Annotated in this window: 19 protein-coding genes; 13 read left to right on the top strand and 6 right to left on the bottom strand. The window is 43.1% G+C overall.

All coding sequences use genetic code 11. The annotated features are described in order from the left end of the window. The first annotated feature begins 51 nt into the window (after positions 1-51). Positions 52-756, top strand: a complete 705-nt coding sequence (locus tag JMY00_RS02365) for an HNH endonuclease (protein ID WP_201578976.1) — start codon at positions 52-54, stop codon at positions 754-756. Positions 757-971: 215 nt separating this feature from the next. Continuing rightward, entirely contained in the window at positions 972-2,030 is a 1,059-nt protein-coding gene (locus JMY00_RS02360) for a rhodanese-related sulfurtransferase (protein ID WP_201578975.1), read from the top strand. 149 nt (positions 2,031-2,179) lie between these two features. On the opposite strand, the gene serA is transcribed toward JMY00_RS02360, so the two are convergent. Beyond that, positions 2,180-3,406 (bottom strand): phosphoglycerate dehydrogenase, encoded by a 1,227-nt coding sequence (serA, locus tag JMY00_RS02355; protein WP_057758460.1) that lies wholly within the window; start codon positions 3,404-3,406, stop codon positions 2,180-2,182. A 337-nt stretch (positions 3,407-3,743) separates the two neighbouring features. On the opposite strand from serA, the gene JMY00_RS02350 reads away from it, so the two are divergent. Further along, on the top strand, positions 3,744-5,180 hold the full coding sequence (locus JMY00_RS02350; protein WP_201578974.1) for an FAD-binding oxidoreductase: 1,437 nt from the start codon (positions 3,744-3,746) through the stop codon (positions 5,178-5,180). A gap of 91 nt (positions 5,181-5,271) precedes the next feature. Here the strand turns inward: JMY00_RS02350 and JMY00_RS02345 are convergent, their stop codons facing one another. Then, positions 5,272-5,901 (bottom strand): BLUF domain-containing protein, encoded by a 630-nt coding sequence (locus JMY00_RS02345; RefSeq protein ID WP_114701153.1) that lies wholly within the window; start codon positions 5,899-5,901, stop codon positions 5,272-5,274. 538 nt (positions 5,902-6,439) lie between these two features. Between JMY00_RS02345 and JMY00_RS02340 the strand changes: the two genes are divergently transcribed. The 4 genes from JMY00_RS02340 to lspA all read left to right on the top strand — a co-directional run bounded on the left by JMY00_RS02340 (position 6,440) and on the right by lspA (position 12,774). After that, the gene (locus JMY00_RS02340; RefSeq protein ID WP_102094613.1) at positions 6,440-8,077 is read left to right on the top strand and encodes a carbon-nitrogen hydrolase family protein; all 1,638 of its coding nucleotides are present in this window, start codon (positions 6,440-6,442) and stop codon (positions 8,075-8,077) included. A gap of 202 nt (positions 8,078-8,279) precedes the next feature. Continuing rightward, a complete protein-coding gene (locus JMY00_RS02335; protein WP_201578973.1) occupies positions 8,280-8,828 on the top strand; it encodes a protein disulfide oxidoreductase in 549 nt (182 codons plus the stop codon). A gap of 450 nt (positions 8,829-9,278) precedes the next feature. After that, positions 9,279-12,140: an isoleucine--tRNA ligase gene (gene ileS / locus JMY00_RS02330; RefSeq protein WP_201578972.1), complete on the top strand. Its 2,862-nt coding sequence runs from the start codon at positions 9,279-9,281 to the stop codon at positions 12,138-12,140. Continuing rightward, on the top strand, positions 12,133-12,774 hold the full coding sequence (gene lspA, locus JMY00_RS02325) for a signal peptidase II (protein ID WP_201578971.1): 642 nt from the start codon (positions 12,133-12,135) through the stop codon (positions 12,772-12,774). The genes ileS and lspA overlap by 8 nt, the downstream gene beginning before the upstream one ends. A 134-nt stretch (positions 12,775-12,908) precedes the next feature. Here the strand turns inward: lspA and JMY00_RS02320 are convergent, their stop codons facing one another. Together JMY00_RS02320 and JMY00_RS02315 are read right to left on the bottom strand one after the other, a co-directional pair. Next, positions 12,909-13,715: a Hint domain-containing protein gene (locus tag JMY00_RS02320; RefSeq protein ID WP_240990623.1), complete on the bottom strand. Its 807-nt coding sequence runs from the start codon at positions 13,713-13,715 to the stop codon at positions 12,909-12,911. A 20-nt stretch (positions 13,716-13,735) separates the two neighbouring features. Then, positions 13,736-14,404 carry a cold shock and DUF1294 domain-containing protein gene (locus tag JMY00_RS02315; protein WP_240990622.1) on the bottom strand — a complete coding sequence of 223 codons (669 nt, stop codon included), beginning with the start codon at positions 14,402-14,404 and terminating at the stop codon, positions 13,736-13,738. Positions 14,405-14,579: 175 nt separating this feature from the next. Here JMY00_RS02315 and JMY00_RS02310 point away from each other — a divergent pair, with 175 nt between their 5' ends. Beyond that, positions 14,580-15,077 (top strand): peptidylprolyl isomerase, encoded by a 498-nt coding sequence (locus tag JMY00_RS02310; RefSeq protein ID WP_201578969.1) that lies wholly within the window; start codon positions 14,580-14,582, stop codon positions 15,075-15,077. Between the two features lie 48 nt (positions 15,078-15,125). After that, complete coding sequence (locus tag JMY00_RS02305) at positions 15,126-16,166, top strand: aldo/keto reductase (RefSeq protein WP_201578968.1); 1,041 nt, start codon at positions 15,126-15,128, stop codon at positions 16,164-16,166. Between the two features lie 173 nt (positions 16,167-16,339). Here the strand turns inward: JMY00_RS02305 and JMY00_RS02300 are convergent, their stop codons facing one another. Then, the gene (locus JMY00_RS02300; protein ID WP_201578967.1) at positions 16,340-17,140 is read right to left on the bottom strand and encodes a lysophospholipid acyltransferase family protein; all 801 of its coding nucleotides are present in this window, start codon (positions 17,138-17,140) and stop codon (positions 16,340-16,342) included. Between the two features lie 306 nt (positions 17,141-17,446). On the opposite strand from JMY00_RS02300, the gene hflX reads away from it, so the two are divergent. From hflX to JMY00_RS02280, 4 genes are all read left to right on the top strand, one after another. Further along, on the top strand, positions 17,447-18,874 hold the full coding sequence (hflX, locus tag JMY00_RS02295; RefSeq protein WP_201578966.1) for a ribosome rescue GTPase HflX: 1,428 nt from the start codon (positions 17,447-17,449) through the stop codon (positions 18,872-18,874). 376 nt (positions 18,875-19,250) lie between these two features. Beyond that, positions 19,251-19,685: a CidA/LrgA family protein gene (locus tag JMY00_RS02290; RefSeq protein WP_201578965.1), complete on the top strand. Its 435-nt coding sequence runs from the start codon at positions 19,251-19,253 to the stop codon at positions 19,683-19,685. A 16-nt stretch (positions 19,686-19,701) separates the two neighbouring features. Continuing rightward, a complete protein-coding gene (locus JMY00_RS02285) occupies positions 19,702-20,391 on the top strand; it encodes an LrgB family protein (RefSeq protein ID WP_201578964.1) in 690 nt (229 codons plus the stop codon). Between the two features lie 486 nt (positions 20,392-20,877). Beyond that, positions 20,878-21,684, top strand: coding sequence for a lytic transglycosylase domain-containing protein (locus tag JMY00_RS02280; RefSeq protein WP_201578963.1), 807 nt, complete (start codon positions 20,878-20,880; stop codon positions 21,682-21,684). Positions 21,685-21,855: 171 nt separating this feature from the next. Here JMY00_RS02280 and tsf read toward each other — a convergent pair whose 3' ends face one another. Further along, the gene (tsf, locus tag JMY00_RS02275) at positions 21,856-22,737 is read right to left on the bottom strand and encodes a translation elongation factor Ts (protein ID WP_114701165.1); all 882 of its coding nucleotides are present in this window, start codon (positions 22,735-22,737) and stop codon (positions 21,856-21,858) included. Between the last annotated feature and the right edge of the window lie 166 nt (positions 22,738-22,903).

The following is a 22,903-nucleotide window of genomic DNA, read 5'->3' as shown; positions in this document are numbered from 1 at the left end:
TACAGGCCTGACGGATGCTCATGTCTTTTTGCTCAATGTTTTTGATAACTTGTGCTCGAAAATCTGCTGAGTAGGTCATCTTTTATATTTCTCTTTGCTTGGTTTAAAAGCATTGTACCTTTTCTATTTTGGACTGACTATAGAGCATTCTCATTATTAGGAATAGAGTTCAAAACTAGTCAACGTTGTTCTTGGGAAAATTACTTTGTTTATTTGCAACTTATTAGCGCTATCAAAATAATGCTAATTGAAGAACTCAAAAATGAGGTTAGTTTGTTAGATGCTCATTCGTTTGCTTGGATGCTTTCTGCACAAATGGAAAGAGAAGATAAGCTTGCTGATGTTAGTGAGTATTTAAGTCGTAGTAGTACAGAAAGAGACTCAATTGTAAAATCACGTATTGGTCAAGGTCAGTTTAGACAAAGTCTTATCGAATATTGGTCTGCTTGTGCTGTCACTGGATGTAAGGAACTAAAACTATTAAGAGCATCTCATATCAAACCTTGGTCTGAATGCGGAGACATAGAACGTCTTAGCCTTTACAACGGCTTACTTCTATCACCAAATTTGGATGTGTGTTTTGATGCAGGTTTTATAAGTTTCGATGATTTAGGTCACATACTAATCTCAAATAAAATCAGTGCCAATGACCTTCAGGCCTTATCTATCAACAAAGAAATGAAACTATCAAATATTTCTTCTGAGCATAAGAAGTATTTACAATATCATAGGAAACATATTTATAAACAAAGCTGAAAACATCAAATCCTTTATAAAAAGCTCAGTATTTTACTGGGCTTTTTTGTTTTCTATAACATCAAGCCAAGCAATACAAACTATTCAAAACCCATCTAAAATTTGCTACACTACGCGCGCATTAATCAATTCCACAATTGAGATAATGTTATATACCTATCTACTTTTTTATTATCATTGCACTAGGTTTGCGACCTAGCCAGCAGGAGAAAAACATGAGCATCAACAAAGAAACCGCGATAACTGACAACAATTCAGCCCCTGTATACGATAGTGTAACTAACAATATCGTCGTTGCCGCACTATATAAGTTCACACGTTTTGCTGATTTTGAGCAATATCGTGAGCCTATCTTAAACACTATGCTCGATCACGATGTAAAAGGCACGTTGTTACTTGCAAGCGAAGGCATTAATGGTACGATTTCTGGTACGCGTCAAGGTATTGATACCGTACTTGACTACCTGCGTAGTATTGAGGCGATTGGTACGTTTACCTTTAAAGAATCATATACTGACGCACAACCTTTTTATCGCACTAAGGTAAAGCTAAAAAAAGAAATCGTCACTATGGGTGTCGAGAATATCGATCCATTGGAATCCGTTGGTCGCTATGTAAAACCAAGCGAGTGGAATGCGTTAATTTCAGATCCTGAAGTCACCTTGATCGACACGCGTAACGACTATGAAGTGCAAATTGGTACTTTCCAAAATGCAGTCAACCCAAACACTGAAACGTTCCGCGAATTTCCAGAATACGTTTCAAAAGAGCTCGATCCAGCCAAGCATAAAAAAGTGGCGATGTTCTGTACAGGTGGCATCCGCTGCGAGAAGTCGACTGCCTATTTACGCGAGCAAGGGTTTGAAGAGGTCTATCATTTAGAAGGCGGTATCCTAAAATACCTTGAAGAAGTCCCTGCCAGTGACTCTATGTGGCAAGGCGACTGCTTTGTTTTTGACAACCGTGTGTCAGTAAACCACAACTTAGAAAAAGGCAGCTACGAGCAGTGTTTTGCATGCCGTATGCCGATTACCGCTGAGGAGATGCAAAGCCCTGCTTATATCAAAGGTGAATCATGCCCACACTGTATCGACAAGGCAACCGATGAGCAAAAAGCCCGTTTCCGTGAGCGTGAGCACCAAATGCAGCTAGCCAAAAAGCGCGGTGAAGCCCATATCGGTAGTGACGTGATGGACGTAATCGAAAAACGTAAAGCTGCTAAGACGGAAGCGCGTCTACAGGCAGAAGCTGCAAACAATATTAAAGCCAATTAAACTTAGCATTAGTACAATAAAAAAGAAGTGAAATAAAAAAGAGAGGCTCTAATCAATAGAGCCTCTCTTTTTTTATGACAAATCTTCAATGTGTATCAAAACTATTAGCACTGATGTAGTTAATCCAATTTTATAATGGATTGACTACATTAGAATAAGATACGTACGCGGATAGTCTCTTCTACATCTTTTAACTGGTCTAGTGCAGCGGTCGAATCGTTATAATCGACATCCATCACTAGATAACCAACATCACCTTCTGTCATCAGGCTCTGCGCTAGGATGTTAATGCCAGCTTCAGCAAATAGGCGGTTGATCTGAGACAGTACGCCTGGCACGTTTTTGTGAATGTGTAGTAGACGATGCGAGTTTTCTTTGAACGGAATAGAGACTTCTGGGAAGTTCACAGCCGTCGCCGTATCACCTTGGTCAGAGTATCTAACAAACTTATCTGCTACTTCCAGTCCGATGTTGGCCTGTGCTTCTTGTGTTGAACCACCGATATGCGGCGTCAAAATCACATTATCAAACTTACGTAGTGGTGACTCAAACTCTTCGTCAGCTGACTTTGGCTCTTTTGGGAACACATCGATAGCCGCGCCCAAGATTTTACCAGACTCAAGCGCATCTGCCAGATCATCAATCTCGACGCACGTACCGCGAGCCGCATTGATAAAGTAGCTGCCTTCTTTCATCTGAGCGAACTGCTCAGCTTTCATCATATAGCGAGTGCTTGGTACATCAGGTACATGCAATGTCACGATATCAGCCGTTGATAGTAGCTCTTCTAGGCTACCAACTTGTACCGCGTTGCCTAGTGGCAACTTGGTCACGGCATCATGATAGATGACTTTCATACCAAAGCTTTCTGCCAAGACAGACAGCTGTGAGCCGATAGAGCCATAACCGACGATACCGATAGTCTTGCCACGCACTTCGTGTGAGTTAGTCGCAGACTTACCCCAGCCGCCGCGATGTACGGTTGCATTCTTTTCAGGAATACCACGGTACAGCATAATGGCTTCTGCCAATACTAGCTCAGCTACCGAACGAGTGTTCGAGAATGGCGCGTTAAAGACAGGGATACCAAGATCACGAGCGGCGTCTAGATCTACTTGGTTGGTACCAATACAAAAGCAACCAATGCCGATAAGCTTGTGTGCGTGCTCAAGTACTTCACGCGTCAACTGAGTGCGTGAACGAATACCGATAAAGTGAGCATCTTTGATCTTTTCGATCAGCTCGTCTTGATCTAAAGCGTGACTGATATTCTCGATGTTGTGGTAACCAGCTCCTTCCAATACTTTTAGGGCATTGTCATGTAGACCTTCAAGCAATAAAAACCGGATTTTGTCTTTTTGTAGTGATAACGCCATATGAGAACTGTCCTATAATTGTTTTATAAGATTACCTGTTGGATAATCTATGATGGATGAAACGAAAACAGTCCCGATATCTTACACAAAATTTGAGGTCGATGTTAGCAGATTAGATGAATTATTGGTTATCAAGCCTGAAAAATTTTTATGCTATAGTGAATTATTCTGTTTGAAACCGATCGAATCAACTATTTATTACTTACCTCTTCTTAATAGGTAAAAATTATCATCCACTTATTACCTCTACGAGCTGACTCACCACTGAATTTATAGTTATTTCGCTATATAATAAGCAGTCCCAGCATCGTGCTTACGCCAATATTGAGATTTGACCATGACGCCAACTACCGCTCAGCCTACATCTGAAACCAATGCCGTGCAAACCATCTTGAGCACGCTTACTGATACCCATGATTTCGAACCGACCCAAATCAAAACCGACCCTGAGAGTTTAGAACATTGGGGCAAAGATTGGACTAAGCATTTTGCGCCTGCTGCTGCTGCCATCGTCTTTCCGAAGACTACTGAGCAAGTACAAGCCATCGTATTGCTTGCCAATGAGCATAATGTGGTGCTAACGCCAAGTGGCGGTCGTACTGGTCTATCTGCTGGCGCCGTCGCCGCCAATGGCGAGATTGTCGTCAGTATGGATAAGATGAACCGTATCGGACAGTTTTATCCAGCCGATCGAATAGTTGAAGTCGAAGCCGGTGTTATCACGCAGCAGTTGCAACAATTCGCAGAATCGAAAGACCTTTATTATCCTGTTGACTTTGCCTCAGCTGGCTCAAGTCAAATAGGTGGCAATATCGGCACCAATGCGGGCGGTATCAAAGTCATACGCTACGGCATGACTCGTCAATGGATTATGGGGCTAACAGTGGTCACTGGTAAAGGCGATATCTTGCAGCTTAACCGCGGTATGGTGAAAAATGCCACCGGTTATGATTTGCGTCAATTGTTTATCGGTAGCGAAGGCACGCTTGGGCTTGTCACCCATGCGCAAATCAAGCTTGAGCGTCAGCCACAAGACTTAAATGTCATGGTACTTGGCATGGATAGCTTTAATGATGTGATGAATGTGCTATCAGCCTTCCAAGCGAAGATTGATTTGACCGCTTTTGAGTTCTTTGATGATGTGGCGATTGATAAATTGATGGCACATGGTCAAGTACAAGAGCCATTTGAATCGCGCACCAAATTTTATACGCTATTAGAGTTCGAAGCGCCATACGAGCCGATCATGGATAAAGCCATGGCGATATTTGAAGAATGCATGGAGCAAGGTTGGGTCGTCGATGGTGTCATGAGCCAGAGCTTGGCACAGGCTGAAGAGCTGTGGAAGCTGCGTGAATACATCTCTGAGACCATCTCAGTATTTACGCCTTATAAGAACGATGTATCCGTACTAATAAGCTATGTCCCTGAGTTTATCACCGAGATTGATCACATCGTCAGCAGCAACTACCCTGACTTTGAAGTCTGCTGGTTCGGTCATATTGGCGATGGCAACTTGCATCTTAATATTCTAAAGCCTGAAGACATGAGCAAAGATGATTTCTTTGCTGAGTGTCAGGTCGTCAATAAATATGTGTTTGAGACAGTACAGAAATATGGCGGTTCGGTGTCTGCTGAGCATGGGGTTGGTATGACAAAGAAGCCGTACTTGCACTATAGCCGCAGCGAGACAGAGATTGAGTATTTACGAGAGGTAAAAAAAGTATTTGATCCTAACAATATCATGAACCGAGGTAAAATTTTTGATATGTGATTAGCACTCTAAACGCTTATCGCAAATAAAAAGACGCTAACCCGAGAGGCTAGCGTCTTTTTTTGAATTTATAATTCGCAAAAACTACGATTTATAAATATAACAGTATCAATGCGACAACCAGTAATATGCTCAAAAACCCTTGAATAATCAGAAATGCCTGATGCGGTGCCGCGATATGACGCACCATATTACCCAATGCATTATAAGTAATACCTGCCGCCTTAATATGAGGTGGACTATCGAAAGTTTTGATAATTTGCAAAAACTGTTCGGTCCGATCAGATGACCAACCGTGCGGCGCAAATGGTAAAAATGGAGATAATTGTACGGCCTGTTTCTTGGTCGCGGGTGACCATAACCAACGCTCCAAAAACAGCAAGCGCATACGCCAGTCGGCAAAGCTGCGATGATTGATGACTTGTAACAGCAACACTTCTACGTTTTTATGACGACTATCGACAAAGATACGCTCTTGCAGATTAAATACATCTGATTTTTTGCCTTCAATACATTGCAGGAAGTGACCATTGCCGTAGCATAGCGTGCCTGTGATGTTATGCTGCTGATTGTAGTTGCGTGCGTGGCCTTCTACTTCATCAAAAATAGAGGTGCTCAAACGCGAGCCAAGAGTCAGTGTACTGACATAAACCAACTGAACCAAAGCGGAGTCATCTATGTCATCCCACTTCATGATTCTATTGGTATGATTTAAGGGCATAATAAAATAATCCTAAGAAGCCGATGAGATACGGCTAAACGAAACAAGCAACACAATACTATGCCTGAGTTGAACCAAAAAATTGACTCACAAAAACGTAGCAAATATTTACTACGTGAGACTGTTATTACCGTTACAGCTTGCTATGATAACAAGCAAAACAAAAGGTGCTGATTAGATATTATTTAGATTCTATATTGAGATAATAAATAACAAGAAAGTCGCAGGTACAATGATAATGCAGAGTTGTGCGCTTATCGATGTTTACTAACCCTATAGGTATAGAGTGATGTAGATTGTGGCAGTCGCTATCCTTTAGCCCTCTACGTTAATCGAAACAAGCACCAAACATAATGAGTAAAACAGTCTAAGATATCAACATAACCTATTGTAAATACGGCAATAAATTATTGTAACGACAATATCTTCCTATTGGAATGTTTTTATTACTTTTTTGCACAAAAATCGGCACACCAATGTGCTATGACACCATTATTTGATACCACTACATTCAATAGCTATTTAAAACAGGAAACTTATGAGTAAGATGGAAAAACTAGATGACTTTCACCTCACGATTGCTGAGATCAAGAAAAAAGATTATCCACAATTAAAAGCCTTAATGGATCGTGTCTATGTAAACTTGGGTGGCGCGTGGTCAAAGACAACCATTCATACTTTAATCGATGCTTTTCCAGAAGGTCAGATTGCTTTGTTTGATCATGATCAGCTGATTGGTATCGTGCTCTCTATGCGCGTTGACTATGCCAAGTTTTCAAATCCGCACACCTATGACGATTTAATTGGGCAAAAAGAAATCATCAGAGACAACCCAGAAGGTGATGCAATCTATGGTTTAGATGCGCTCATCGACCCTGATTATCGTGGCTATCGCCTCGGTCGTCGTCTGTATGATGCACGCAAGGAGCTATGCCGACAGTTGAACTTCCGCGCTATTTTAGCTGGCGGACGTATACCTAACTATCATAATCACAAAGATCTGACTCCAGGCGAATATATTGATGCCGTTGAAAGCCGTGAAATTCACGATTCAGCTTTGTCGTTCCAGTTGTCTAATGGCTTTATCGTTAAGCGTATCTTGACCGCTTATCTGCCAGATGATAAACAATCAAAGGGCTTTGCTACCTTGCTTGAGTGGGCAAATATTTACTATGAGCCTAAAGACTATAAGCCTAATACTCGCAAGTCTGAGGTGCGTATTGGTGGTATTCAGTGGCAAATGCGTGAAGTCGAATCACCTGAGGAGCTATTGCAACAGGTTGAGTTCTTTGTCGATATCATGGCTGACTACAACTCAGACTTTGCTTGCTTACCTGAATTTTTCAACGCGCCATTGATGGGCCTATGCGAGGAAACCGATCAAAATATTGCCATTCGATTTTTGGCGGGCTATACCGAGTGGTTCAAAAATGAAATCTCGCATTTAGCCGTCAGTTATAACGTCAACGTCATTACCGGTTCGATGCCGTTACTGGACGAAGACGATACCTTATACAACGTCAGCTATCTGTGCCGCCGTGATGGCACGGTTGAAGAGCAACGCAAAATTCATATTACACCGCATGAGCGCAGCGCTTGGGTCATTGAAGGTGGCGATGAAGTCAAAGTATTCGACACGGATGCAGGCCGTATCGGTATCTTGGTCTGCTACGATGTTGAGTTCCCTGAGCTTGCACGTTTGATGGCACTTGATGACATGGATATCTTGTTTGTGCCCTTCTGGACTGATACCAAGAACGGCTATCTACGTGTTCGCCACTGCGCGCAAGCCCGTGCTATCGAAAACGAATGCTATGTGATGATTTGTGGTTCAGTCGGTAACTTACCGCAAGTTGAGAGTTTAGATATTCAGTACGCTCAGTCGTCGATTTTTTCACCGTCAGACTTTGCGTTCCCGCATGATGCGATTATGGCAGAGACCACTGCCAACACGGAGATGGTGTTCTTCTCTGATGTAAACTTAGACAAGCTGACTCACGTTCGTCATGAAGGCTCAGTACATAACTTAATCGACCGCCGTGATGATTTGTTCAGCTTAAAATGGAAGCGCAAAGCCAAAGTGCCAGCGAGCAAGTTGAGTGATGAGCAGCGCCGTGAAAATTCAGGTAGCGTACTGATTGGTGACCCATTACAAAACCGAGCACAAAAGCCATAATAGGTTGACGTCGCACACTTATAGTAGACTTTATAAATAATACGGCTGATTTTCAGCCGTTTATTTTTATCTACTGTCGATTCTTTGTGCAATGATCATTTTGTGCAATGACCATATAGGCAATCACGATAAGATAGGCAGTGACAATAGGCCATCATTTGAAAATAACTGAAAACAATATGCAAACTAAAAAGCGGATGTCATGACGACTGATATTGAACAAACAGAAGTAAAGCCAAAGAAGCAGCCGAAGCGAAAGATCATTTCGATACTTAAAACGATAATGTTATATGGTCTCATGTTTGTCGTGATCTATAGCGTGGTCAATTGGTGGCGAAAGCCTATTATGCCTGCCAACCCTCAATTGCAACTGACCGATTACCAAGGGCAAACTATCGACCTAGCAGCGATGAGTCATGAGCAGCCTACATTGGTATATTTCTGGGGTACGTGGTGTTCAGTCTGCAGCTTTACTTCGCCCACCATTAATAAGTTAGCAGCAGATAATTATCCCGTGGTCACTGTTGCAGTACAGTCAGGCTCAAACCAAGAGCTACGCAGCTACCTCGATCAACATCAGTTTGATTTCACCACCATAAATGACCAACAAGGCAATATCTTTGCAGATTGGCAAGGACAAGTCACACCGTCCTATGTGGTATTAGAGAATGGTAAGATGACACAAGGACTAACAGGGATTCAGCCATTATGGTCATTGAAACTGCGCTTGTGGTTAGCGTCTGTTTTTTAGCACTTGAGTCGTACTTTATGTTTCAATAAATCATTATGTAAGGAGATTATAGCTACGTCTTCGCTGAGGATATATGACGTAGATAAACGATTGATATTGGACAAAATTGGGCTGACCTCGCACAGCTCTTTTTACCCTACCCTTTTTGTCATATAATAGCTGCCGATCTAAATATTTTTTTGAATTATTTTTACTAGCATATTTTATGTTGCAATCGTCTCGTTACCATTTATTATTGACGTAACTATTTACCGACTAATGAGCGACAATTGGTGTTTATTGACATGATGGTTGATAAACCGACTATGATGAGCAATATACCTACTATTAGTAATTGAATAATATCGACACAGCATTAACCTCAGCACTATATTGAAATACATTGAACATCGAGCCTTGTATCCGGTTTTGAACCGACACACAAACCTACCTTTTAAAAAGATACCTTCTATGACTGATAAAAGCACTGACACACCAAGCCAAGATTACAAAGACACGCTGAACCTTGCGGATACGCCATTTGCGATGCGCGCAAACCTTGCCAAGCGCGAGCCAGATTGGCTTGCTGCTTGGGAAGCAGATGACGTGTACGGTAAAATTCGTCAGGCGCGTGCTGGTGCGACCAAATATATTTTGCACGATGGCCCTCCATACGCCAACGGTCAGATTCACCTGGGTCACGCAGTCAATAAAGTACTAAAAGACATTATTGTAAAATCAAAAACATTGTCAGGATTTGATGCACCTTATGTCCCTGGTTGGGATTGTCATGGTCTGCCAATCGAACAAAAAGTCGAAGCCAAGGTTGGTAAAGTCGGTCAAAAAGTGTCTGCGACCGAATTCCGTGGTCTATGCCGCGAATATGCGAGTACTCAAATTGAATTGCAAAAAGCAGACTTCAAGCGTCTAGGTGTATTCGGTGATTGGGACAATCCTTATCTGACCATGAACTTCCATCAAGAAGCCAACATCGTGCGTGCGCTTGCCAAGATCTATGACAATGGTCATGTGACTCGCGGTATGAAGCCGGTCAACTGGTGCTTGGACTGTAGCTCTGCCTTAGCAGAAGCTGAAGTAGAATATCAAGATAAAGTCTCTGATGCGATTTATGTCAGCTTTGATGTACTCGGTACAGATAAAGTAGCCGCATTGGCAGATATCGCAGATAACATCGCTGCTGTTATTTGGACAACTACGCCATGGACACTACCTGCCAACCAAGCTATCTCAGTACATCCTGAACATAACTATAGCGTGGTCGCTACTGAAAAAGGCAACCTACTACTCGCAGCGGATCTTGTCGAAACTGCATTGAGTGAGCTAAAACTAGAAAATAACGGCATCCTAGCAACTGTATCAGGCAGCGAGCTTGAAGGCCTACATGCCCAGCATCCACTGATTGTAGACCGTCAAGTGCCGCTCATCTTGGGCGACCATGTGACTACTGATAGTGGTACTGGTCTGGTACATACCGCACCTGGTCACGGTTTAGACGATTATATCGTTGGTCTAAAATACAACTTACCAGTGGAAAACCCAGTAAGCGGTACAGGCGTTTATTTAGATAGCGCTGCTGTATTTGCAGGCGAGCACATCTATAAAGCCAATCCAAAAATCATCGCTGCACTACATGACAATGGTCATTTAATCAGCCATACTAAAATTGAGCATAGCTATCCGCATTGCTGGCGTCATAAGTCGCCAATTATTTTCCGTGCTACGCCTCAGTGGTTTATCAACATGGAAACCAAAGGCTTACGTGCTCGCGCGCTTGCTGACATTCCATCAGTAAGTTGGACGCCAGCGTGGGGACAAAATCGTATCGAATCAATGATGACGGGTCGTCCTGATTGGTGTATTTCGCGTCAGCGTACGTGGGGCGTGCCGATTACTTTCTTTACGCATAAGGAAACAGGCGAGCTGCATCCAAACACCCTTGAGCTAATGGAAACTGCGGCGCAAAAAATCAATGAAGGCGGCGTAGAAGCGTGGTTTGATGCTAGCTGTGAAGATTTCTTAGGCAGTGAAGCCGCTGACTATGACAAAGCTACCGATACACTAGACGTTTGGTTTGACTCAGGCACAACGCATTTTGCGGTACTTGATCAACGTGATGAGTTGACCAATCCAGCTGATATGTATCTAGAAGGCTCTGACCAGCATCGCGGCTGGTTCCAGACGTCACTACTGACGTCAGAAGCGATGTATGAGCGCCCACCGTTTAAGCAAGTACTGACCCATGGTTTTGTGGTCGATGAAAACGGTCGCAAGATGAGTAAGTCACTTGGCAATATCATCACCCCGCAAGAAGAAATCAATAAAACAGGTGCGGATATGCTGCGTCTGTGGATTGCCTCAAGTGACTATCGTTATGAGATGAGCGCAGGTAAGACGGTCTTTAAAGGTGCGATCGATATGTATCGCCGTATCCGTAATACCCTGCGTTTCTTGCTTGCCAATACTGATGACTTCAATCCAGCGACCGACAGCATTGATATCAATGAATTGGTTAGCCTTGATAAATTCATCATTGAACGCGCACAAACCGTACAAGCGCAAATCATTAGTGCTTACGATGCGATGGATTTTCACCAAGTCACTCAGCACGTGACAGCGTTTTGCTCGCAAGACTTGGGTAGTTTCTATCTAGATATTATCAAGGATCGCCAGTACACTACTCAGGCAGATGGACAGCCTCGTCGTTCTGCACAGACGGCTATCTACCATATCACTCATGCGCTGATTCGCTGGATTACCCCAATCTTGTCATTCACGGCGCAAGAGGCTTGGGAAGTACTGAACCAACGTGATGCGGATAAAGGTGGCTATGTATTCACTCAAGAGTGGTACGAGTTCCCAGCATTTGAGCTAAGCGCCATCAGCAATGACGACTGGCAGCGTATTATGTTTGCCAAAGACATGGTAAACAAACATATCGAAACTGCACGTGGCGAAAAAATCATTAATGCCAACTTGTCTGCCGACGTGAGTCTATATGCTGACGGTGCTATGTATGAGAGCTTAGCCAAGCTTGATGAAGAGCTACGCTTTGTATTGATTACTAGTAACGCTGCACTAAAGCCAATGAGCGAAGCGCCTGCTGATAGCATCGCACAGACAGAAGAAGCGACCGACACTAATACCGAAGAAGCTGTAGATTTAGTAGTCCAAGTAAGCGCGGCTACTGGTACTAAGTGCGTACGCTGCTGGCACATTCGTGATGACATCGGCACAGATAACGCACACCCTGAACTATGCGCGCGCTGCGTGACCAATGTCAGTGGCGATGGCGAGGTACGTCACTATGCCTAACCCAACAGACTCACCTGAAAGCCAGCATGACCAGCCGCCGCAGGTTGAGGTTGACCATTCACCTAAGCCTGCTCATGCAACCACAGGTAGCTCAACTACGCCTAGAAGTCGTCTGACCAAGACCCCGAAAATGGTGGCAAATGGTAGTCGTGCTTTTGTATGGTATATATTGGCATTGGTTATTGTCGTTATCGATCAGTGGACCAAGTGGTTGGCAGAAACCAAACTGACCTTTCATGATCCAGTGCCAGTAATCGAGCCATTCCTCAATTGGACACTCGCTTATAACTATGGCGCGGCATTTAGCTTTTTGGCAGATGCTGGCGGTTGGCAGAAGTGGTTTTTTTCAGGATTGGCACTCGTCATGTCGCTATTTTTAATCATCTATCTGATTAAAGCACCGCGCAAAGCCACGCTGTTATCTTTTGGTCTAGCCTTAGTGTTGGGCGGTGCAGTTGGTAATTTAATCGACCGCTTACTACATGGTCATGTTATTGATTTTATCCATGTGCATTATGCTGATGTCTGGCATTATCCGATTTTTAATATCGCGGATATCGGTATATCCATCGGTGTTGTACTGATTGTCATCGATATGCTGTTTTTGGAAAAGAAGCGTGAAATGCCGCAGTAATAATTCTAAATACTATTATTAATATCGTTCAGCTTATAAATAAAAAGGTGGGTTACGCAGTCGTAATCCACCTTTTTTATTTACTATTTCTGACGATTGAATATGTATGCTAATTTGACCTATCTGCACAATTTCTATTCATGCACCCAAATACCAGCCTCACCGACAAAGTAAGTATGAGTATCTGCTACCTCAATGTTATATACCGTCATAGTAAGAGAACCTTCGCCCTCTTCCCAATCTATAGTATCAGGATCTTTCCATTCGCCTTGGCGGAAGCCAAAGAACTCAGCATGTTCACGTTCGTCTTCAGGTGTTTGTTCTAATAGGCGTTGCTCCCACTCCTCATCATGCTCATATAACTTGTCTGTCACTGCTTGATAAGTGACGCTATTCTGAAGCTCCTCGCCTGTTGTTAAATCAATTAGACTGCCATATTGAGCAGGAACGTCTTCATCGAATTTTGGTACGAAACCAATATTTGATCTATCCGTTCTATAAATTTGTCTTAATGATGTAGTGTCATAGGGATTATTGCCAGACTCAGCCGAATATTTAATCAAGTCTTTGTTAATTAAAATATCTTGAGATTTTACCTCCTTCGCTTGAGTCCACTTTGAGCCTTCAGTCCATAGCGGGTGGTTTTTTGTTATCAATAATCGAGTTGAAGGTTGATCATTGACTAACCTCTGAAGTTCAATTTGTTCCTTCATTGGTAATGAAGAATCAATTGCAATCGATAATTCTAACAAATTCACCAACACGCTTTGAGTAACCATAGTATTCGTTACTGCTTTATAAACTAGCTCACCTAAGCCATCAGCTGCCTTAGACAACACTTTATCGCCAATTTTTAGTTGTTCTATTGGTACTAAACCTTTTTCAGTATGTACTAATGTGCCACCAACGAAGCCTGACGTATTCATAATCACATTATCCATATGTGTGTCTTAGTTCTCATTTATAGCAACTCTGATAGTAAATCAGTGACAGTCTCTAACCCACCACCTGCCAATAAAAACAGTAATCCTGCCATGTTCACAACGACGGTCAAATAATAAGTCACTCGAAACTCAGGCTTTTGTGATTTGTGACGCAGATACGTTTGAGCCAATAGCGCGCCTACCCAACCGCCAAGCGCACTTAGTATATGCAGTGTAGACTCAGGCGTACGCCAGTCGCCACTTTGCGCAGCAGCTTTATCTTTGGCATACATACCATAAGTAATAATCCCTAGCACGACGTACCAGCCGACCACTAGCCAGCTTAGTTTATCTGTCGCTGCTAATAAAGCTAAAACACCATAAAAAGCCAGTCCAAGAAACGAGCGTTTTTTTTGTCCTGCCTCAAACTCCGCTTGCGCGCTACGTTTGGCATTACGTTGACGGATCTGTTTATTTTTTTGTGCCATTTTTTGCTGTACAAACCCAAGCTCTTGTACTTGCGTGGCTCGCTTGCGTCCCTCCGCATCTTGTCCAATGCTAAAGACCACTGCCTCACCGATGTTAGGACGGCGCTGAGCCTTAAACTCACTCACATGAAAGAAGACAGACTCGCCCGCTTCAGTTTCAATAAAGCCAAACCCTTTATCGTCCTGCCATTTTTTGACAGTGCCTTGTTGTTTATTCACTACCGACACCTCATATCTTTTAGAATTGCCAATTATAGTACACCATCTGCGTTACATTATTGACGCTTACATCTGGTCTTAGATGGCTTATTATTTCTTACACTATAATACTGCAATTAAAAACACTTTAATCAAACTCATTATTTTCTATTCTAGCAACCGATGGCTTTTTATTATGACTCAATCTCAATTTATTAACCCAAACGAAGACACTCGTATCGCTTACGGCAGCCTCGTTAAGCTGCACTTTGAAGTTTCACTAGAGAACGGCACCATCATCGACTCAACCTTTAATCGTGATGCACCTGTGTCTTTGACCATTGGTGATGAGAGCTTGTTACCTGGTTTTGAGCAAGTACTGATGAATCTACGCGCCGGTGACACTCGTACCGCACACCTTGAGCCAGAGCAAGCATTTGGTGAGTGGAATCCTGAAAACATCCAACATTTTAGCCGTACTCAATTTGCGCTAGTCGCTGACAATCCAGAAATTGGCATGATGGTTGAGTTCGAAGACAAAGGGAAAAACACGCTGCCCGGTACGATCAGTGCCATCGATGATGATCAAGTCGAAGTCGACTTTAATCATCCGCTTGCTGGACAAGACGTGTTGTTCAAAGTAAAAATCTTCAAAGTCACACCACCCGGTGTCACTGGTATACAACTTATGTAGTTGCCCAAACGCACAATCCACAATAAAAAAACGAGAAAGGACAATCGAATGCAATATACAACGCTACCGCAGCTCGATGAAAAAGTATCTAAGATCTGTCTAGGTACGATGACTTGGGGACAGCAAAATAATAAAGCTCAAGCACATGAGCAAATGGACATGGCACTCTCTGAGGGTGTGAACTTTTGGGATACTGCCGAGATGTACCCATCACCACCAGACAAAGACAAACAGGGTGATACCGAACGATTCATGGGTACTTGGTTTGATAAAACCAAACAGCGTGACAAAGTCATCCTTGCCAGCAAAATATCACCAATGGATTTTTTGCGCGATGGTCAAACACGCTTTAACGCGCAGCATATCAGCAGCGCTATTGACGGCAATCTTGAGCGCTTGCAAAGCGATTATATCGATATTTATCAGCTGCATTGGCCTGAACGTAAAACAAACTTTTTCGGTCAGCGCGGCTATGATGAAGAGATGTCAGCACAGTCATTAGATGATTTAACGCCATTTTTAGAGACTATTCAAGCGTTGAACGATGAAATCAAAAAAGGTCGTATTCGTGCTTATGGTTTATCGAATGATACCGCGTGGGGACTCATGCGCTACCTGTGGGAAGCAGATAAAAACGGTCTAATTCCACCACTTACCGTGCAGAACCCATATAGCCTATTGAACCGTTTATACGAAGTTGGTATGGCTGAGATTGCCCATCGTGAAAACGTTGGTCTACTGGCGTATTCTCCGCTTGGTTTTGGTGTATTGTCTGGTAAATATCTTGATGGTAAACGTCCAACTGGTGCACGTCTGACTATGTATGATCGTTTCGGTCGTTATGTGAATGAGCAAGCCAAATCAGCCACTGAGCAATATGCCAAGATAGCTGCTGATGCAGGTCTGGACATGGCGCAGATGTCATTGGCTTTCGTAAACTCTCGTCACTTTGTCACCAGTAACATCATTGGGGCAACCACGACCGAGCAACTCAAATCAAACATCGATAGTGTCAATGTGGAGCTAACAGCAGATGTCTTAGAAGCGATTGAAGCGGTGCACACACAGCAGCCTAATCCATCGCCATAGTTGGTCTTTTATAAAGACTGGATGTTAATAGAGCCTGCTGAATAAATGACATTATGCTCGCTCTATTAATTTTCCTATAAAAAAGGGCGCAAATCGTTTCGATTTGCGCCCTTTTATTGACTGGCTGAGATTAGCTACACTAGCTCAACTCTAACTAGCTCAACTGTAAGTAATCAGTCTTCAACTGGTGTGCTAAGGACTCTTGAGTGCAACTCAGCCAACCCTTCGTTCATGCGTGCTTGTAATAAATTGGTAAGCTCGCTTTTGTTACGACCTTCTGGATCTATAGGTGCAAGTGGCAATACATAAGCGGTCACGTTTTTGCTATCGAGCACTTTTTTCATGCTTTCTTTCATCGTCAGCTTACCATAGTATGGCAATGCGTCGCTTAGTGTGCCGTCTTTGTTGACATAAGCGATGATGATCGGTCTGATAGGCACATCAGCATCAATGGCTGCTTGCAGTAATGTTCCATGGATGCGCTTTACTTTTTTACCACTAGTGGTCGTCGCCTCAGGGAAGAAAATAATCGAAAAACCTTTGGCTAAAAAGTCAGCAATCTGCGCCGATACTGAGCTTGCATCACCGGAGCCGCGCTCAATGAAAAGCGTCCCTGCGGCATGAGCAAGTTTACCAAATACAGGCCATTCACCAATCTCAGCCTTGGATAAAAAGAACGCTGGGCTCACAGTACCAACGACAGGGATATCCATCCATGACACGTGATTCGATACCCACAAGCCATGGAACTGCTCTACAGGTTCCACTTCTACTACTTTTACACCAAAAGAGCCTGCCATCTTGCGGCAGAATGTCTGGATATAGCGTGGTAGGGTTTCGCGTGGTGGCTGCTTAAAGGCACCGATACGCTTCGCCGCGCGTATGCCGCCGACCATAGTCGTGGTCATACCAGCAACCTGTCTGCCTCGGCTCAACTGTCGTCTGAGTGAAAAGCTTGATTTAGCTTGGCTCATCTTCGCCCTCATGATTAAATAACGGGTGTTTAATAGTCAAAAAACGAGCCCAGTATAACAAAGTTCGCACACTCAGTGATAGCTTGTTCACTCAGTGAGTGCTGACTTTTATACAAACGGGTAATAAAGCAGATTTATAAAAAATTATCCGCAGCAAACGCTGTAACATAAAACCATCGCTAATTATGCTAATACGCTTTAATATCAAGTGATAAGACCATATATAGATAATCATATGAACGCTACGTTGAAGCTTATTGAGCTGATTATAGCGAGACATTTACTTTATTAAATAGGTGATACTCTTTGGATTATTTTGAAAGACATGAAGGTGGCGAACGCGCCATTTTAGTACATTTAGACATCCGCCAAATTCAAGATCCTGATGATCTTAGTGAATTTGAGCTGTTGGCTGATTCAGCAGGTGCCGATCGTTTGGCACTAGTCACTGGATCACGCTCGCGTCCTGACGCCAAATACTTTGTTGGTAGCGGAAAAGCAGAAGAAATCGCAGAGTTGGTACGCGAACACGAAGCCGATATCGTACTGTTTAACCACAGCCTGTCGCCATCACAAGAGCGTAATATCGAAGCGCTAGTGAAGTGCCGCGTGTTGGATCGTACTGGTTTAATTTTGGATATTTTTGCGCAGCGTGCCCGTACCTATGAAGGTAAGCTGCAGGTAGAGCTGGCTCAGCTTAACCATCTATCGACGCGTCTGGTACGTGGTTGGACGCATTTGGAACGTCAAAAAGGTGGTATTGGTCTACGTGGACCGGGTGAGACTCAGCTTGAGACCGATCGCCGTCTACTACAGACGCGCGTCAATCAGCTAAAGAGCAAACTAGAAAAAGTCCGTCAGACCCGTGCGCAAGGTCGTGCCCGTCGCCAAAAATCTGACGTACCGACCATTTCACTGGTCGGCTATACCAATGCGGGCAAATCTACTTTGTTCAATCGTTTGGTTGATGAAAACATCTATGCTGCTGATAAATTGTTTGCGACGCTAGATCCTACTCTGCGTCGTTTAGACTGGCAGGGAGTTGGTCGTGTCGTCTTAGTCGATACGGTTGGTTTTGTCCGTCATCTGCCGCATGAGCTGGTTGAGTCTTTTCATGCAACCTTAGAGGAAACACTAGAAGCAGACTTGTTATTGCACGTCATCGACTCCTCTAGCGAAGATATGCACGAGCAGATTCAGGCGGTCAAAGAGGTATTGGCAGAAATCGATAACGACGTACCTGTGCTCAATGTCTACAACAAGATTGATTTGACTGATGAACCTGCACATATCGGCTATGCTAGCGAAGGTCAGCCAAACCGCGTCTATGTTTCTTCTAGACAGAACCTAGGCATGGAAGAGCTAACGCTTGCCGTACAGCAACTGCTGACAGGTAAACTGACGACGTTTGATCTGACCTTGCCGTATGATGCTGGACAGTTCAAAAACACCTTATATGAACTGGGTGTTATTGAAGAAGAAAGCTATGACGATACGGGTCGTGAATGTCTGACGATTCGGTTGCCAAGTGACCGTCTAAGACAGTTACTGGGTCAAGCCAACTTGAAACCTATCGATGTGTTGCCGCTTGCACAAGCAACACTACTGATGCCGGTACTTGAAGAGTTTGAAAAGGTTGATGACGTTGAAGAGCCAACCATGACAGAGGCTGAAGAAAAAGCGTTTGACGAGTTTGATGCATTAAACTCAGAAGCAGCTGATTCAGAAAAATAATAGTTGTTTCTGTAAAATAAGAACTATGGTTAAAGTGAGTCATTTGCGGCAGTAACTGAATGAACGTTTGATTCATACTGTTAGACCATAGGCCCTTATATATTACGTTAAAATAGAATAGACGATATCCATTGATATCGTCTATTTTTTTTGGATATGACGAGTCACAGTGCATAGGCTTTATTAGTTGCCCCACTCTCTATATAATCGCCTGTTATATATTCAACAAATATTGATAGATAGCGTTAATACTTTAAAAGTGAATCATTGCTACTATCAGTATTTATAGCATCATTTTCTACGTTGCGTTCTTGGTGTGATCACATACTTTGCTTGGTACACCATCCATTTATATCTGACTTGGCCAGAATTGCTTATGAAGCCTGCTCACTCTCCCCATCTCCCACTATGGCTTGCGTTAATTCTAACGTTGACCATGGTTATCGTTGTCCGAGAAACGGCGGTTGTTCTCTGTCAAATGGCAGGCATCGAAAAAGCGGCCAATATTGTCGGTTTGGTTGCGATGTTTGTTATTTTGATGGCGTGGCGATTGCTTAAGGGATTACCGAGCTGGCTCACACAGGCCAGTAATACTTTACTAGTCGATAGTGGTTTTGCCTTCTTACCAGTTTCTGCTGGTGCAGGCCTGTTGCTATTTGCTCTAGGAGATGAGCTATTGGGTGTGATGATAACGATGATTGTTAGTACGCTCATCCCATTGTGGGGACTGGCATTACTGGCCAATCGCTGGCTCAACCACGCTGCAAACATTGATAGTACGACTACCACTGAGCAAAAGGGACAGCCGTGAGCTGCGGAGAGATATTATGACTTTTGACAGCGTATTTATGGCAACCCTAGCCGCAATATTATTGACATTAGCAGCACACGTAACTGCACGTGTATTGGCACGTAAGTTGTCATGGCTACCGATGGTCATTACCGCACTTGTCCTAGTACTTGTTTTCCTATTTTTACTGCAGTGGGATTACAACAACTATTACAGCGCGGCGAAACCTGTATTTGACCATCTGTTGGGATATGTCACTGTACTTCTGGCTGTGCCATTGGCGGCGATGAATTTCAAAGGCTTACCAGTCAAAAAACTCACTCTAATTGTCGCTATTGCTAGTGTCGTTGGTGCATTACTGCCTATGTCGTTGGCTTACTTATTTTCACTCAGCCATGAAACCCTATTGGCTTTCGCTACCCGCTCTGTGACGACGCCGATTGGCCTGAGTGTCGCAGATTTAATCAAAGCACCATTAGCAATGGCTAACCTAATTATCATCGTCTCAGGTCTGATAGGTGGTACGGTCGCGCGATTTTTGTTCCGCGGTATCAATGATGACCGTGCTAAAGGTCTAGCACTGGGGCTAGCGGCTCACGCGTTTGGTACTGTAGAAGCATGGCAAATCAGTCATACGGCAGGACGTTATGCAGCATTTGGCTTGGCAGTGAACGGGTTAGTTACCGCGGTTTGGGTGCCTATCTTTATCAGCGCTATTGGTATCTAGTCATCACTAAAACCCTACCTAAACTATTCTTATATTTTTAAAAATTTAACCATTAATAGGCTTATTTACTGTTGATTTCAGATTAAAGATTACCTCAACTATTCAAATGTCATCATTATTTCTTAAAAAATTGAGACACTTTATTTATATGAATTCATAAGCGCAAAAAGCCCACTACAAATGGCTCATTAATTAACTTAGAAAAGTTAATATATTGATTTATCTAAGGTTATTTAATAATAGAAATCTGATTTTACAACTTAGTTTGTCAATCTGATGCGCCAAAAAGTTATTATATGTTATAGTAAGCAACTATTATTTTTTGTATCTATTGCAAGTGGTTCCTTATTGAAAGTGATAATTGCTAAGCTGCTGTCCTCACAGTGGGCTAAATAATTCTGCAAAATCAGTAACCGCTTAAGCGCCTAAATCAATGCATATGTAGGCAAAACAATTTGCTGTTATTCGATAAAAAGTGATTTTACTATGATAAATACGGCTACTTTGATGACTCGCTGCTTATCTCCCCTTTTACTAAGTGCCATTGCTCTTTCGAGCTTTTCTGTCGCTGCCAATGCAGGCAATATGTATATTTACAAAGACAAAGGTGGACAAGTACTGTTGACCAACGTCAATCCTAGTGGAAATTTTGATAAGTTTACCAAAAAAGTAAAAGTAACTTATTATAAAGACTCTAAGATGTATGACGGAAGTAGCGATAGCTATGGTAGCAGTGCCGCTAGCAACAGCGGAAGTCGCAACTCTTACGACAGCTACATTCGTGCGTCCGCTGAGCGCAACGGTGTGGACCCTGCCCTAATGAAAGCGATGATGCACACTGAATCAGCTTTCAATCCAAACGCACGCTCACCAGTGGGGGCGCAAGGCCTGATGCAGTTAATGCCAGCGACTGCGCGCCGTTTCAATGTCAGCAATCCTTGGAACCCTGCAGATAATATCGAAGGATCAGCCAAATATATCGCGTGGCTTATGCGCCGCTTCAATAATAATGTCGAACATGCTGTCGCAGGTTACAATGCAGGTGAAGGCAATGTCGATAAATACGGTGGCATCCCTCCGTTCAAAGAAACACGTAACTATGTTCAAAGAGTGATGAGCCGTTATCATAGCCTGTATAAAAACGATGCCGGACTGTTTGGTGCAAGTATCAGTGCTAACAATCAAACCAGTAGCACCAGTACAAGTAATGGCTTACAAAATGTCAGTTATGCTACTAGCAGCAATGTGAATAGTGCTAGCTATGCCAACTCAGCCTACGCGGCTTTACGCTAAGCCAGTTATCTAAAAGCCAGACATAAAAAAGCCCATTAACGAATTAATGGGCCTTTTTATGTCTGGACGCTTTATGTCATGATGCTTTATATCTTGATACATTAAGAGTGATAAAGCCAAACTGTAAGCCACAATTAAGGACTCACAGCCTGATCCAATACTATTTGGTGCTTACTTGTTAGCAGCCTGAGTTGCAGCAACTTCAGCAGCGAAGTCTTCTTGCTTCTTCTCGATGCCTTCACCAACTTCTAGACGTTTAAAGCCAAGTACTTTTACGCCTTCAGCTTTTAGGACTTCGCCAACTTTCTTGTCGTTGTCCATAACGTATGGCTGACGTAGTAAAGTTACTTCGTCTAGGTACTTACGTAGGCCACCTTCGATCATTTTTTCAACGATGTTGTCAGGCTTGCCAGACTCACGAGCTTTCGCTTCGATGATGTCTTTTTCGCGTGCCAATACGTCAGCAGCAACATCTTCGTCATCTACAGCAACAGGGTTGAATGCAGCGATATGCATAGCAAGGTTTTTACCAGTGTCAGCGTCGCCACCTTCATAAGATACCACTACACCGATACGCAGACCATGACGGTATGCAGCGATGTTAGCACCTTCAAGTGTTTCAACGCGGCGAATCTGGATGTTTTCACCGATTTTCTGTACTAGAGATACACGTGCTTCTTCAACAGTCTGACCTTCGCCATAAGACAATTCAGAGATAGCAGCAACGTCAGTTACGTTGTTTTCTAATGCAAGGTTAGCAACTTTTTCTGCAAATGCAGTGAAGCTGTCATCTTTTGCAACGAAATCAGTCTGGCAGTTAACTTCTAGCAAGAATGCTTTGTTCTCGCCTTGAGCGATGATGATAGCGCCGTCAGCTGCGATGTTACCCGCTTTTTTAGCTGCTTTAGCTTGACCAGATTTACGTAGGTTATCAATGGCAACTTCAACATCACCGTTTGATTCTTCTAACGCTTTTTTACATTCCATCATGCCAAGACCAGTACGGTCACGCAATTCTTTTACCATTTTGGCAGATACTTTTACTTCTGTCATAAGAGTCACCTTAGTATAGTTATGTATAGGAGTGCTGTATTTCTAAATGCTGTATTTCTATTCGATATTTTGGTATTACTTAAAGTCTAGCAGACAGCTCGTCTTGAACGATTACTAATATAGCCATAAATGATGTCAAACAAATAACATCTCTACAATATAGCGA

Origin of the sequence: Psychrobacter sp. Pi2-52 (assembly GCF_904846705.1) — a bacterium.
GTDB lineage: Bacteria > Pseudomonadota > Gammaproteobacteria > Pseudomonadales > Moraxellaceae > Psychrobacter.
The sequence above is the reverse complement of the archived record's forward strand: the minus strand, read 5'-3'. Positions and strand labels throughout refer to the sequence as shown.